Raw genomic sequence first — 14,278 nt, forward strand, 5'->3', positions numbered from 1 at the left:
AAGTGATGAAAAAGAAGCCAGCAGGATCAAGACTGGTATCCTGCCGGCCCCCTGTTGCACCCGCCGAAACGGATGCTCCACATTCAGATTTTAAGGGAACGCTTCGCTCAATATGGGCGAAACCCTCCCGATACAAGGTCTGGAATGGTAGCAACGGATGTCGGTTGCGTCAATCGGCGCCCCCGGTTTCCGATGTCCTTCACGACTCCAGCCTCATTCCTTCATTTTCGCCCAGCCTCGGAAGACGGGAGGACCGCCTGTCAGATCCGTCCTGCGACGCACTCGCCCCGGGAAAGAAAAATCCCCGGCTGGCCGGGGATTTTCGTGAGCCGTTCGACTAGTCCGTCAGGCCGCGACGAGAAACCTCGGCGAGGATACTGTCCACGACCTCTTCAATGCTCATCGAGGTGGAGTCCACCAGGATGGCGCCTTCGGCGGGCTTGAGCGGAGCCACGGCACGCTGGCTGTCACGCTCGTCGCGGGCGCTGATTTCTTCCGCCAGCTGCGCCTGATCGCTGTCGATACCCTTGCCCTTGAGCTGCAGGTATCGGCGACGGGCGCGCTCTTCGGCCGACGCTGTCAGGAATATCTTCAGCGGCGCGCTGGGGAAGACCACGGTGCCCATGTCGCGGCCGTCGGCGACAAGGCCGGGGGCTTCGAGGAAGGCGCGCTGGCGTTGCAGCAGCGCATCGCGCACCGCCGGCAGCGCGGCGACTTGCGAGGCGCCGGCGCCGACCTGCTCCGTACGGATGGTATCGGTGACATCTTCGCCTTCGAGGATGATGTGCTGACCCTGTCCGCCCTTGGCATGGGTGAACTGCACGTCCAGGTGTGCGGCGAGAACCTTGAGGGCTTCCTCGTTGGTCAGGTCGATACCGTGGTTACCGGCAGCGAACGCCAGCAGGCGATACAACGCGCCGGAGTCCAGCAGGTTCCAGCCCAGGCGCTTGGCCAGCAGGCCGGCGACGGTGCCCTTGCCCGAGCCGCTGGGGCCATCGATGGCGAGGACCGGCCATTCGCCGTTCATCAGTTTTTCTCCTCGGCGACGCGGATGCCCGCGCCGGACGCCAGCCCGAGGAAGTTCGGGAAGGAGGTCGCGACGTTGGCGCAGTCGTGGATGCGGATAGGCGCACCGGCACGCAGGGAAGCCACGCTGAAGGACATGGCGATACGGTGGTCGCCGTGGCTCCAGACTTCGCCGCCGCCATAGCTGCCGCCGTCGATGATGATGCCGTCCGGGGTCGGCTCGCACTTCACGCCCAGGGCCAGCAGGCCGTCGGCCATGACCTGGATGCGGTCGGATTCCTTCACCCGCAGTTCTTCCGCGCCGCGCAGCACAGTGCGGCCGGAGGCAGAGGCGGCGGCAACGAAGAGCACGGGGAACTCGTCGATGGCCAGCGGCACCAGGTCTTCGGGGATGTCGATGCCTTTGAGCTGCGCCGAGCGCACGCGAATGTCGGCAACCGGTTCGCCGCCCACTTCTCGCTGGTTTTCCAGGGTGATGTCGGCGCCCATGAGCTTGAGGATGTCGATGACGCCGGTACGGGTCGGGTTGATGCCGACGTGCTCCAGAGTCAGGTCGGAGCCTTCGGCGATGCTCGCGGCAACCAGGAAGAAGGCGGCGGAGGAAATGTCGGCCGGGACTTCGATCGAGGTGGCGGTGAGCTTGTGGCCGGACTCGACGCGAGCGGTGGCGCCTTCGACGTCGACCGGGTAGCCGAAGCCGCGCAGCATGCGCTCGGTATGGTCGCGGGTCGGGGCCGGCTCGGTGGTGGAGGTTTCACCGGCAGCGTAGAGGCCGGCAAGCAGCAGGCAGGATTTCACCTGGGCGCTGGCCATGGGCATGTCGTAGTGCATGCCGGTGAGCTTCTGGCCACCACGGATGGTCAGCGGCGGACGGCCTTCGGGGCCAGTCTCGATCACTGCGCCCATCTCGCGCAGCGGCTTGGCGACGCGGTTCATCGGGCGCTTGGACAGCGACGCATCGCCGGTCAGGGTGGTGTCGAACGGCTGGGCGGCGAGCAGGCCACTGAGCAGGCGCATGGAGGTGCCGGAGTTGCCCAGGTAGATCGGGCCGGGCGGCGTCTTCAAGCCATGCAGGCCCACGCCGTGCACGGTCACGCGGCCGTGGTGCGGGCCTTCGATGACCACGCCCATGTCGCGGAAGGCCTGGATGGTGGCGAGGGCATCTTCACCCTCGAGGAAACCTTGTACCTCGGTCGTGCCTTCGGCCAACGAGCCGAGCATGATCGAGCGGTGGGAAATGGACTTGTCGCCCGGTACGCGAACGCGCCCGGAGAGGCGGCCACCCGGCTGGGCCAGGAAAATCAGGTCATTGTTGTGCATGGCGTCCACATAGGCCCGGCGGGCCAGGATTTTGCTGAAATGCTCGCGGGCAACCCGGGCGCGGGTGAAGACGCCCATCAGTTGTTGCCCGTCCCCTTGATCGACGGCCTCGCGCAAGTCGTCGAGGTCGTCACGGAATACATCGAGGATGCGCAGCACCGCCTCGCGGTTGGCGAGGAAGATGTCGTGCCACATCACCGGGTCGCTGCCGGCAATCCGCGTGAAGTCGCGGAAGCCGCCAGCGGCATAGCGGAAGATTTCCAGATTCTCGCTGCGTTTGGCCAGCGAGTCGACCAGCGTGAAGGCCAGCAGGTGCGGCAGGTGGCTGGTGGCGGCGAGAACTTCGTCGTGGTGTTCGACGGCCATCTGCTCGACATCCGCGCCCAGCTCGCGCCAGAGGCTCTCGACGCACTGGATCGCGTCCGCGTCGGCATTATCCAGCGGGGTGAGGATGACTTTATGACGGCGGAACAATTTCGCGTTGGCCGCTTCCACCCCGCTCTGCTCGGAACCGGCGATGGGATGGCCGGGAACGAAGCGCGCGGGCATGCCACCGAACACGGCTTTCGCAGCGCGCACCACATTGCCCTTGGCGCTGCCCACGTCGGTGAGGATGGCATTGCCGATGTCGAGAGTGGCGAGTTCCCCGAGGACCTTCTCCATGGCCAGGATCGGCACCGCAAGCTGGATCACGTCAGCCTCGCGGCAACCGGCAACAAGGCTTTCCTCGCAGCGGTCGACCACTCCCAGTTCCACCGCCAGGCGACGGGTTTGCGGGTCACGGTCGACGCCGACCACTTCCTCGAACAGGCCCTTTTCGCGGATGCCCTTGGCGAAGGAGCCGCCGATCAGGCCGAGCCCCACCACCACCAGGCGCTTGCGCTGAACAACATCAGGCACGAGCAAGCACCTTGGCCAGCGCTTCGAGGAAGCGGGCGTTCTCGGCCGGCAGGCCGATGGAGATGCGCAGGTGCTGCGGCATGCCGTAGCCACCCACCGGACGGACGATCACGCCTTCGGCGAGCAGCGCCTGGTAGACCGGGCCGGCGTCACGCTTGAGGTCCACGGCGATGAAGTTGCCCTTGGAGGGAATCCAGTGCAGGTCCAGGGCGCGCAGGCCGTTTTCCAGCTGCGCCATGCCTTCGTCGTTGATGCGCTTGCCTTGGGCCAGGTAGTCGGCATCGTCCAGCGCCGCACAGGCGGCGGCCAGGGCCAGGCTGTTGACGTTGAACGGCTGGCGAACGCGGTTGAGCACATCGGCGACCTGCGCCGAGGAGATCGCGTAACCGACGCGCAGCGAGGCCAGGCCGTAGGCCTTGGAAAAGGTGCGGGAGACCAGCAGGTTCGGGTAGCGGGCCAGGTACTTCAAGCCGTCCGGCAGCTCCTCGCCTTCGGCATACTCGATGTAGGCCTCGTCGAGCACCACGAGGACGCTCTCCGGCACCTGCGAGAGGAAGCGCTCCAGCGCGTCCGGGCCGAACCAGGTACCGGTGGGGTTGTTCGGGTTGGCGATGAAGACCACGCGGGTGTTGGCGTCGATGGCCTCCAGCATGGCTTCCAGGTCGTGGCCCCAGTCTTTCGCCGGCACGACCTTGCCCTGGGCGCCGACGGCCTGGGTAGAGATCGGGTAGACGGCGAAGGCGTACTGGCTGAACACGGCGTTCAGGCCAGGCGCCAGATAGGCGCGGGCCACCAGGTCGAGAATGTCGTTGGAGCCGTTGCCCAGGGTGACCTGCGCGGTGTCGACGCCGCAGCGGGCGGCCAGGCGGGACTTCAGCTCGAAGCCGTTGCCGTCGGGGTAGCGGGTCAGTTCGGCCAGTTCGGCGCGAATGGCGTCTAGGACCTTGGGGCTCGGGCCCAGCGGGTTCTCGTTGCTGGCCAGCTTGACGATGCCGGCGGGGTCGAGCTTCAGCTCGCGGGCCAGTTCATCGACCGGCTTGCCGGGAACGTAGGGAGAAAGTTTCTGCACGCCCGGCTGGGCCAGGGCAAGGAAATCACAGCTCATGGACATCTCTCTCGACGGGGGCCGCACAGACTGACTCGATATAGCCGGCGGCAGCCATGTAATCGCAGATACGGTCAACAGATTCCTCTACCGACAGCACGGACGTATCGATGCTCACCTGGGCGGCCAGCGGCGCCTCGAACGGAGAGTCGATGCCGGTGAACTCCTTGAGTTCGCCGGCTCGCGCTTTGCGGTAGAGCCCTTTGGGATCGCGCTCCTCGCACACTTTCAGCGGCGTGGAGACATGCACTTCCACGAAACGCTCGGGTAACAGCTTGCGAACCCTGTCGCGATCCGCACGAAAGGGCGAAATGAACGCGGCGATGGTGATCAGGCCAGCATCCACCATCAGCGCCCCCACCTCTCCAACGCGGCGAATATTTTCACAGCGGTCTTCAGCGCTGAAGCCGAGGTCCCGATTCAAGCCCTGACGGAGATGATCGCCATCGAGCAGGTAGGTGTGCCGCCCGGACGCATGCAGGCGCTGCTCGAGGGCATCGGCCAGCGTCGACTTGCCGGAACCGCTCAGCCCAGTCAGCCAGACCAGGCAGGGGCGCTGGGCCTTGAGGCCGGCGCGCCCTGCACAATCGACCGTCTGCGACGGCCAATGGGCATTTCGCCCCATGTCAAAGCACGGCCTTGGGGTACGAACCCAGCACCTTAAGGGCAACGGCTTCGCTGTTGATCTTTTCCAGCACGTCCTTGATCAGCGGGTCCTTGTGGTGGCCGACGAAGTCGATGAAGAACACGTAGGTCCACTTGCCGCTGCGCGACGGGCGGGTCTCGATGCGAGTCAGGTCGACACCGTTGCTGTGGAACGGCACCAGCAGCTCGTGCAACGCGCCCGGCTTGTTGCGCATGGAGACGATGATGGAAGTCTTGTCATCGCCCGTGGGCGGCACTTCCTGGTTGCCGATCATGAGGAAGCGCGTGGAGTTGTCCGGGCGGTCCTCGATCTTCTCGTGCAGCTTGTCCAGGCCGTACAGGCTGGCCGCCATGTCGCCGGCAATCGCCGCGCTGTTCCACTCGCTCTTCACCCGCTTGGCGGCGTCGGCATTGCTGGAGACCGCCACGCGCTCGACGTTCGGGTAGTGCGCGTCCAGCCACTTGCGGCACTGGGCCAGGGACTGGGCGTGGGAGTAGATGCGGGTGATGTTGTTGGTCTTGGTGTTCTCGCCCACCAGCAGGTGGTGGTGGATGCGCAGTTCCACCTCGCCGCAGATCACCAGGTCGTGCTCGAGGAAGCTGTCGAGGGTGTGGTTGACCGCACCCTCGGTGGAGTTTTCCACCGGCACCACGCCGAAGTTCACCGCGCCGGCAGCAACTTCGCGGAACACTTCGTCGATGGCCGCCATCGGCGTGCTGATCACCGCATGGCCGAAGTGTTTGAGCGCCGCGGCCTGGGTGAAGGTGCCTTCCGGGCCGAGGTAGGCCACTTTCAGCGGCTGCTCCAGGGCCAGGCAGGAGGACATGATCTCGCGGAACAGACGAGCGACTTCCTCGTTGTCCAGCGGGCCCTTGTTCAGCTCCATGATGTGCTTGAGCACCCAGGCCTCGCGCTCGGGCCGGTAGAACACCGGCTTCTCGCCTGCGGGCAGGGCGGCCATTTTCACGCGCGCCACATCGGTGGCGCAGCGTGCGCGTTCGCTGATCAGCTCGAGGATCTTCTCGTCGAGGCTGTCGATGCGTACGCGCAAAGCCTTGAGCTGGTCAGCGTCGCTCATCAGCCGTGCTCCTTCTCGAACTCGGCCATGTAGCCGACCAGGGCTTCGATGGCATCCAGGCCCAGGGCGTTATAGATGGAGGCACGCATGCCACCTACCGAACGGTGACCCTTGAGGTTGAGCAGACCGCGCGCGTCGGCACCGGCGAGGAAGGCCTTGTCGAACTTCTCGTCGGCCAGGCGGAACGGCACGTTCATCCAGGAGCGAGCGCTGGGCTGGATCGGGTTGGTGTAGAAGTCGCTGCTGTCGATGAAGCCGTACAGCATGTCCTTCTTCGCGCGGTTGCGCTGTTCCATGGCGTCGACACCGCCCTGCTCCTTCAGCCACTGGAAGACCAGGCCGGAGAGGTACCAGGAGTAGGTAGCCGGGGTGTTGTACATGGAGCCGTTATCGGCAGCGACCTTGTAGTTGAGCATGGTCGGGCAGATGCTGCGGGCGCGGCCCAGCAGGTCTTCGCGAACGATGACCACCACCAAACCGGACGGGCCGATGTTCTTTTGCGCGCCGGCGTAGATCAGGCCGAACTTCGATACGTCGATCGGGCGGGAGAGGATGTCCGAGGACATGTCCACCACCAGCGGGACATCGCCGACTTCCGGAATCCAGTCGAATTCCAGGCCACCGATGGTCTCGTTGGACGCGTAGTGCAGGTAGGCCGCGTCCTTGGACAGGTTCCACTCGTTCTGGCCGGGGATCGCGAAGTAGTCGTACTTGGATGCGCTGGCGACGACGTTGACGTTGCCGTAACGGCGAGCCTCTTCGATGGCCTTCTTCGACCAGATGCCGGTTTCCACGTAGTCGGCCACGCCGTCTTCGGGCAGCAGGTTCAGCGGAATCTCGGCGAACTGCTGGCTGGCGCCGCCCTGCAGGAACAGCACCTTGTAGTTCGACGGGATCGCCATCAGGTCGCGCAGGTCCTGCTCGGCCTTCTCGGCGATGGCCACATAGTCGTCGCTACGGTGGCTCATCTCCATGACCGACAGGCCCTTGCCCTGCCAATCCAGCAGCTCGGCGCGGGCGCGCTCCAGCACCTCGGTGGGAAGCGCCGCGGGACCGGCGCAGAAGTTAAAGGCTCGCTTGCTCACATCCACTCTCGCTATCAGTCTTCGCTGGCTTGCGGGGCTTCTTCAGCCGCGACTTCGCCTGCTTCTTGGTTCTCGTCCGCTACTTCACCCTCGACGGTCTCGCCGTCGACGATCTCGCCTTCGATCTCTTCGCCTTCGACGACGGTCGGCTCCTGCACCCGCTCCAGGCCTACGACGGTCTCGTCGGCGGCCAGCTTGATGAGGATCACGCCCTGGGTGTTACGGCCAGCGCCACGGACTTCGTCGACGCGGGTACGCACCAGGGTGCCCTGGTCGGAGATCAGCATGATCTCCTCGCCGTCCAGCACCTGCACGGCGCCTACCAGGTTGCCGTTACGCTCGTTGATCACCATGGCGATCACGCCCTGGCCGCCACGACCGCGACGCGGGTAGTCGGCCAGCGGGGTGCGCTTGCCGTACCCGCGCTCGGAGGCGCTGAGGATCTGCGCTTCGCGGCACTCGGGGATCAGCATGGAAATGATCCGCTGGCCTTCGCCCAGGCGCATGCCGCGCACGCCACGGGCGTTACGGCCCATGATGCGCACCTTGCTTTCCTTGAAGCGGATCACCTTGCCGGCGTCGGAGAACATCATCACGTCCTTCGAGCCGTCGGTGATGGCGGCGGCGATCAGCGAATCGCCCTCCTCCAGTTTCAGCGCGATCAGGCCGTTGGAGCGGGGCTTGGTGAACTGGATCAGCGGGGTCTTCTTCACGGTGCCTTTCATGGTGGCCATGAAGATGTACGCGCCGGTCGGCTCGTCCTGGCTGAAGTCGGCGTCGTCGCCCTCTTCGCCTTCTTCGGCTTCCGCCACTTCGGCGACCTGCTCGGCGACCACGTCGTCATCGTCGTTCTCGTCACCGGCGAACTGGGCGCGCACAGCTTCCAGGTCGATCTGCAGCATCGCGGTGATGCGCTCGCCTTCGTCCAGCGGCAGCAGGTTCACCAGCGGACGGCCACGGGCGGTACGCGAGGCTTCCGGGATCTCGAAGGTGCGCAGCCAGTAGACCTTGCCCTTGCTGGAGAACAGCAGCAGGGTGGCGTGGCTGTTGGCGACCAGCAGGTGTTCGATGTAGTCCTCGTCCTTCACGCCACTGGCCGACTTGCCCTTGCCACCGCGACGCTGGGCCTCGTAGGCGGCCAGCGGCTGGGACTTGGCGTAGCCGCCGTGGGAGATGGTGACCACGCGCTCTTCTTCGGTGATCAGGTCGGCGATGGTCAGGTCCATCTGCGACGCGACGATCTCGGTGCGACGGGCATCGCCGAACTCCGCCTTGACCTTCTCCAGCTCCTCGCGGATGACTTCCATCAGGCGCTCGGGGTTGGTCAGGATGCGGATCAGCTCGCCGATCAGGGTGAGGATTTCCTGGTACTCGGACAGGAGCTTCTCGTGCTCCAGGCCGGTCAGGCGGTGCAGGCGCAGTTCCAGGATGGCCTGGGCCTGTTCCGGCGACAGGTAGTACTTGCCTTCGCGCAGACCGTACTGCTCATCCAGGTCTTCCGGACGGCAGGAATCGGCGCCGGCGCGCTCGACCATGGCTTCCACGGCGCTGGATTCCCAGGCCGTGGCGATCAGGCGTTCCTTGGCCTCGGCCGGGGTCGGCGAGGTCTTGATCAGCTCGATCACCGGGTCGATGTTCGACAGGGCGACCGCCTGGCCTTCGAGGATGTGGCCGCGCTCGCGGGCCTTGCGCAGTTCGTAGACGGTCCGGCGGGTCACCACTTCACGGCGGTGGCGAATGAAGACCTCGAGCATGTCCTTGAGGTTCATCGTGCGCGGCTGACCATCGACCAGGGCCACCACGTTGATGCCGAAGACGCTCTGCAGCTGGGTCTGGGCGTAGAGGTTGTTCAGCACGACCTCGCCCACTTCGCCGCGGCGCAGCTCGATGACCACGCGCATGCCGTCCTTGTCGGACTCGTCGCGCAGCTCGGTGATGCCTTCGATCTTCTTCTCTTTCACCAGCTCGGCGATCTTCTCGATCAGGCGGGCCTTGTTCAGCTGGTAGGGCAGCTCGGTGATGATGATCTGCTGGCGGTTGCCGCCCTTTTCCATGTCCTCGATGGTGGCGCGGGCACGGATATAGATGCGGCCACGGCCGGTGCGGTAGGCCTCGATGATGCCCGCACGACCGTTGATGATGCCGGCGGTCGGGAAGTCCGGGCCGGGGATGTACTGCATCAGGTCGTCGACGGACAGCTCGGGGTTGTCCATCAGCGCCAGGCAACCGTCGATCACCTCGGTGAGGTTGTGCGGCGGGATGTTGGTCGCCATGCCCACGGCAATACCGCTGGAACCGTTGACCAGCAGGTTCGGGACCTTGGTCGGCATGACCGCCGGGATCTGCTCGGTGCCGTCGTAGTTGGGCACCCAGTCGACGGTTTCCTTGTCGAGGTCGGCCAGCAGTTCGTGGGCCAGCTTGGACATACGCACTTCGGTGTATCGCATGGCCGCGGCGTTGTCGCCGTCCACCGAACCGAAGTTGCCCTGGCCGTCGACCAGCATGTAGCGCAGCGAGAAGGGCTGGGCCATGCGCACGATGGTGTCGTACACCGCGGTGTCGCCGTGCGGGTGGTACTTACCGATCACGTCACCGACCACACGGGCGGATTTCTTGTAGGGCTTGTTCCAGTCGTTGCCCAGTTCGCTCATGGCGTACAGGACGCGACGGTGCACGGGCTTCAAGCCATCGCGCGCATCGGGCAGGGCACGACCGACGATCACGCTCATGGCGTAATCGAGGTAGGACTGTCGGAGTTCGTCTTCGATGTTGACCGGGAGGATTTCTTTGGCCAGTTCGCCCATGAGAAGCCTGGTTCCTTTTTCAAATGGGTCTCCGTCATGCCCGTCCCGGGCCTGGCGGAGCGCGGTGCGCTATCAAAGCGCCACCGACTCTCTACAAATCAACGACTTGGCCGTTGATCCGCGATGCTGTGGGGGCCGTAAAAATGCCCCATCAAGAACCGTCGGAGCTTACCACAAGCCAGGGTCAAACCCTACCCTCGCCCAAGCCCCTCGATGAATTGCCGCAGGCCCCGTCAATGCAGGCGCTTGCGGCTCATCAACTGGGCCATCCGCTCGGCGTCCGGACGCTCGACGACGCCGCGCTCGGTCACGATGGCGTCGATCAGGTCCGCCGGGGTCACATCGAATACCGGGTTGTAGGCATCCACGTCGGCGGCGACACGTTTGCCGCCGATTTCCAGGAGTTCGCGACCGTCGCGCTCCTCGATCGGGATGTCCTCGCCACTTTCCAGCCCCATGTCGATGGTCGAACTGGGCGCCACCACCATGAAGCGCACGCCGTGGTGCATAGCGTTGACTGCGAGCTGATAAGTCCCGATCTTGTTGGCAACATCGCCGTTGGCCGTGATGCGGTCGGCACCGACGATGACCCAGGTGATGCTTTCGGTCTTCATCAGGTGCGCGGCGGCCGCGTCCGCGTTCAGGGTGACCGGCACACCTTCGTTCGCCAGCTCCCAGGCGGTCAGACGCGCGCCCTGCAGCCAGGGGCGGGTTTCGTCGGCGTAGACGCGCTCGATCAACCCTTCCAGGTGCGCCGCGCGCAGCACGCCCAGCGCGGTGCCGAAGCCGCCGGTGGCCAGGGCGCCGGTATTGCAGTGAGTGAGTATCTTCTGCGGGCCGCCGTGGTGCTTGCGGATCAGCTCCACGCCCAATTGGGCCATGGTCAGGTTCGCCTCGCGGTCGCTTTCGTGGATCGCCACCGCCTCGGCTTCGAGCAGCGCCAGCGGGTCCTCACCCGGCTTCAGGCGCTCCAGACGGTCACGCATGCGGTTCAGCGCCCAGAACAGGTTGACCGCGGTGGGACGCGATTCGGCGAGCACGGTGAAATCTTCTTCCAGCGCCGTACGCCAGTCGCCGCCGGCGGCCAGGCGGGCGCGCAGACCCAGCGCCAGGCCATAGGCGGCGGCAATGCCGATGGCGGGTGCGCCACGCACGACCATCTGGCGGATGGCCTCGGCCACGCCTTCGGCGGTCTCAAAGGACAGCCAGGTTTCCTCCAGCGGCAGCAGGCGCTGGTCCAGCAGTCGGAGTGTGCCCTTGCGCCAATCAATGGCCGTGACCCGTTCGGCCGCCAACAGTCGCTCACGCATGGAACACCTCTTCAATTCAATGGAATCGCGGGCCTTTCCCGGCCCCCAGGAATCTTCCCGCGCAGGCGGGTAAAAGCGCCGAGTATACCGAGCCTGCGGCGGTGGCGCTCGGCTATACTCGGGCGCTTTATTATCGCGCCCAGGATGCGCCATATGCCCACCACCAAAGTCCCGCTCGACCTGCTGCTCTTCCCCACCTGGATTGTCCCCGTGGAGCCCGCCGGCATCGTCCTGCGTGACCATGGCCTGGGCATCCGCGACGGTCGCATCGCCCTGCTCGCCCCGCGCGCCGAAGCGCTGCGCCATCCGGCGGCGGAAACCCGCGAACTGCCGGGCATGCTGCTCTCCCCCGGCCTGATCAACGCCCACGGCCATGCGGCGATGAGCCTGTTCCGCGGCCTGGCGGACGACCTGGCACTGATGACCTGGCTGCAGGAGCACATCTGGCCGGCAGAAGCCAAGTGGGTCAGCGAGGACTTCGTCCGTGATGGCACGGAACTGGCCATCGCCGAGCAGCTCAAGGGCGGCATCACCTGCTTCTCCGACATGTATTTCCTGCCGCAGGTGGCCTGCGAGGTGGTGCACAAGGCCGGCGTTCGCGCGCAGATCAGCGTGCCGGTACTGGATTTCCCGGTCCCCGGCGCCCGCGACGCCGACGACGCCATCCGCCAGGGCCTGGCACTGCGCGACGACCTCAAGCATCACCCGCGCATCAAGGTCGCCTTCGGCCCGCACGCGCCCTACACGGTCAGCGACGACAAGCTGGAAAACATCCTGATGCTTGCCGAGGAACTGGACGCCGGCATTCATATGCACGTCCATGAGACTGCCTTCGAGGTCCAGCAGGCGCTGGAGAAGCACGGCGAACGCCCGCTGGCCCGCCTGCATCGCCTGGGGCTGCTCGGCCCGCGCTTCCAGGCCGTGCACATGACCCAGGTGAACGACGAAGACCTGGCCATGCTGGTGGAGACCAACAGTTCGGTGGTGCACTGCCCCGAATCCAACCTCAAGCTGGCCAGCGGCTTCTGCCCGGTGGAGCGCCTGTGGCAGGCCGGAGTCAACGTGGCCATCGGCACCGACGGCGCGGCCAGCAACAATGACCTCGACCTGCTCGGCGAAACCCGTACGGCCGCCCTGCTGGCCAAGGCCGTGGCCGGCCAGGCCACCGCGCTGGACGCCCACCGTGCCCTGCGCATGGCCACCCTGAATGGCGCCCGCGCGCTGGGCATGGAACAGGAAACCGGCAGCCTGGAACTGGGCAAGGCTGCCGATATCACAGCCTTCGACCTTTCCGGACTGGCCCAGCAGCCGGTGTACGAGCCGGTTTCCCAGCTGATCTACGCCAGCGGCCGCGACTGCGTGCGCCACGTCTGGGTCGGCGGCAAGCAGTTGCTGGATGACGGCAAGCTCACCCGCCTGGACGAAGAGCGCCTGATCGCCGTAGCAGGCGAGTGGGGACGCAAGATCGCCGGTGCCTGAGCCCCTGCCATCCTGTCGCAGCGCCTGCCTCGGTCCAGCGCTGCGACAATCTGTCATGCCGCGCCCCATCCATTCGACGAAGCTGGCATCATAGCCAGTCTTCGTTTCCAGCTTTTTGATCAATAGGGACACCATGAGCAACGTCGACCACGCCGAGATCGCCAAATTCGAGGCCCTCGCCCACCGCTGGTGGGACCGCGAAAGCGAGTTCAAGCCCCTGCACGACATCAACCCGCTGCGGGTCAACTGGATCGACGAGCGCGTCAGCCTCGCCGGCAAGAAGGTCCTCGACGTCGGCTGCGGCGGCGGCATCCTCAGCGAAGCCATGGCCCAGCGCGGCGCTACCGTCACCGGCATCGACATGGGCGAAGCGCCCCTGGCAGTCGCCCAGCTGCACCAGCTGGAGTCCGGCGTGCCGGTGGAATACCGCCGCATCACCGCCGAAGAGCTGGCCGAGGAAATGCCCGAGCAGTTCGACGTAGTGACCTGCCTGGAAATGCTCGAGCACGTGCCCGACCCGGCCTCGGTGATCCGCGCCTGCCACAAGATGGTCAAGCCCGGCGGCCAGGTGTTCTTCTCCACCATCAACCGCAACCCGAAGGCCTACCTGTTCGCCATCGTCGGTGCGGAATACGTGATGCGCCTGCTGCCGCGCGGCACCCATGACTTCAAGAAGTTCATCCGCCCCTCCGAGCTGGGTGCCTGGTCGCGCGACGCCGGCCTGGCGGTCAAGGACATCATCGGCCTGACCTACAACCCGCTGACCAAGCACTACAAGCTGGCCAACGATGTCGACGTCAACTACATGATCCAGACCCTGCGGGAGGAGTGAATCGCATGCTCAAAGCGGTTCTCTTCGACATGGACGGCACCCTGCTGGACACCGCGCCGGACTTCGTCGCCGTGTGCCAGGCGATGCTCGCCGCCCATGGCCGCGCGCCGATCGACGACCAGCGCATCCAGGACGTGGTGTCAGGTGGCGCCCGCGCCATGGTTGCCGCGACCTTCGACATGGACCCGGAAGCGCCTGGCTTCGAGACCCTGCGCCAGGAATTCCTCGACCGCTACCAGGAGCATTGCGCCGTCTTCACCCGTCCGTACGAGGGCATGGCGGAACTGCTGGAGAGCATCGAGCGCTCCCGCCTGATCTGGGGCGTGGTGACCAACAAGCCGGTGCGCTTCGCCGCGCCGATCATGCAGCAGCTGGGCCTGGCCGAGCGCTCCGCGGTGCTGGTCTGCCCGGACCACGTGAAGAACAGCAAGCCGGACCCGGAAATGCTCCTGCTGGCCTGCAGCCAGCTGAACATCGACCCGTCGCAGGTGCTGTTCATCGGTGACGACCTGCGCGACATCGAGTCCGGCCGCGCCGCCGGGACCAAGACCGCCGCCGTGCGCTACGGCTACATCCACCCGGACGACAACCCCGCGCACTGGGGCGCCGACGTCATCGTCGACCATCCCCGCGACCTGCTGGCGGTTCTCGACCGCGCCCTCTGCTCCTGCTGAACCGAACCTCGCGAGCCCG

11 protein-coding genes are annotated in these 14,278 nt (G+C 65.7%); 3 read left to right on the forward strand and 8 right to left on the reverse strand.

From position 1 onward, the window contains the following. Positions 1–337: 337 nt before the first annotated feature. The 8 genes from cmk to mtnA form a co-directional block, all read right to left on the reverse strand. Positions 338–1,027 (reverse strand): (d)CMP kinase, encoded by a 690-nt coding sequence (gene cmk / locus PNI01S_RS04195; RefSeq protein WP_084357479.1) that lies wholly within the window; start codon positions 1,025–1,027, stop codon positions 338–340. After that, on the reverse strand, positions 1,027–3,246 hold the full coding sequence (locus PNI01S_RS04200; protein WP_084357480.1) for a bifunctional prephenate dehydrogenase/3-phosphoshikimate 1-carboxyvinyltransferase: 2,220 nt from the start codon (positions 3,244–3,246) through the stop codon (positions 1,027–1,029). The genes cmk and PNI01S_RS04200 overlap by 1 nt, the downstream gene beginning before the upstream one ends. Next, entirely contained in the window at positions 3,239–4,351 is a 1,113-nt protein-coding gene (gene hisC, locus PNI01S_RS04205) for a histidinol-phosphate transaminase (RefSeq protein ID WP_084357481.1), read from the reverse strand. The genes PNI01S_RS04200 and hisC overlap by 8 nt, the downstream gene beginning before the upstream one ends. Beyond that, complete coding sequence (gene cysC, locus PNI01S_RS04210) at positions 4,341–4,976, reverse strand: adenylyl-sulfate kinase (RefSeq protein ID WP_024767048.1); 636 nt, start codon at positions 4,974–4,976, stop codon at positions 4,341–4,343. Before cysC ends, hisC begins: the two co-directional genes overlap by 11 nt. Position 4,977: 1 nt before the next feature. Beyond that, a complete protein-coding gene (gene pheA / locus PNI01S_RS04215) occupies positions 4,978–6,075 on the reverse strand; it encodes a prephenate dehydratase (RefSeq protein WP_024767047.1) in 1,098 nt (365 codons plus the stop codon). Then, positions 6,075–7,160, reverse strand: coding sequence for a 3-phosphoserine/phosphohydroxythreonine transaminase (gene serC / locus PNI01S_RS04220; protein ID WP_084357600.1), 1,086 nt, complete (start codon positions 7,158–7,160; stop codon positions 6,075–6,077). The genes pheA and serC overlap by 1 nt, the downstream gene beginning before the upstream one ends. Positions 7,161–7,174: 14 nt before the next feature. Beyond that, complete coding sequence (gyrA, locus tag PNI01S_RS04225; RefSeq protein ID WP_084357482.1) at positions 7,175–9,964, reverse strand: DNA gyrase subunit A; 2,790 nt, start codon at positions 9,962–9,964, stop codon at positions 7,175–7,177. 233 nt (positions 9,965–10,197) lie between these two features. Then, positions 10,198–11,274: an S-methyl-5-thioribose-1-phosphate isomerase gene (mtnA, locus tag PNI01S_RS04230; protein WP_024767044.1), complete on the reverse strand. Its 1,077-nt coding sequence runs from the start codon at positions 11,272–11,274 to the stop codon at positions 10,198–10,200. A gap of 153 nt (positions 11,275–11,427) precedes the next feature. Here mtnA and PNI01S_RS04235 point away from each other — a divergent pair, with 153 nt between their 5' ends. The 3 genes from PNI01S_RS04235 (at position 11,428) to mupP (ending at position 14,259) form a co-directional block, all read left to right on the forward strand. Continuing rightward, a complete protein-coding gene (locus PNI01S_RS04235) occupies positions 11,428–12,753 on the forward strand; it encodes a TRZ/ATZ family hydrolase (RefSeq protein WP_038803316.1) in 1,326 nt (441 codons plus the stop codon). A 133-nt stretch (positions 12,754–12,886) separates the two neighbouring features. Beyond that, positions 12,887–13,585 carry a bifunctional 2-polyprenyl-6-hydroxyphenol methylase/3-demethylubiquinol 3-O-methyltransferase UbiG gene (gene ubiG / locus PNI01S_RS04240; protein WP_024767043.1) on the forward strand — a complete coding sequence of 233 codons (699 nt, stop codon included), beginning with the start codon at positions 12,887–12,889 and terminating at the stop codon, positions 13,583–13,585. Next, entirely contained in the window at positions 13,582–14,259 is a 678-nt protein-coding gene (gene mupP, locus PNI01S_RS04245; RefSeq protein ID WP_089285721.1) for an N-acetylmuramic acid 6-phosphate phosphatase MupP, read from the forward strand. The genes ubiG and mupP overlap by 4 nt, the downstream gene beginning before the upstream one ends. Positions 14,260–14,278 lie beyond the last annotated feature (19 nt).

The sequence above is a fragment of the Pseudomonas nitroreducens NBRC 12694 genome (genome assembly GCF_002091755.1).
Taxonomy (GTDB): domain Bacteria; phylum Pseudomonadota; class Gammaproteobacteria; order Pseudomonadales; family Pseudomonadaceae; genus Pseudomonas; species Pseudomonas nitroreducens.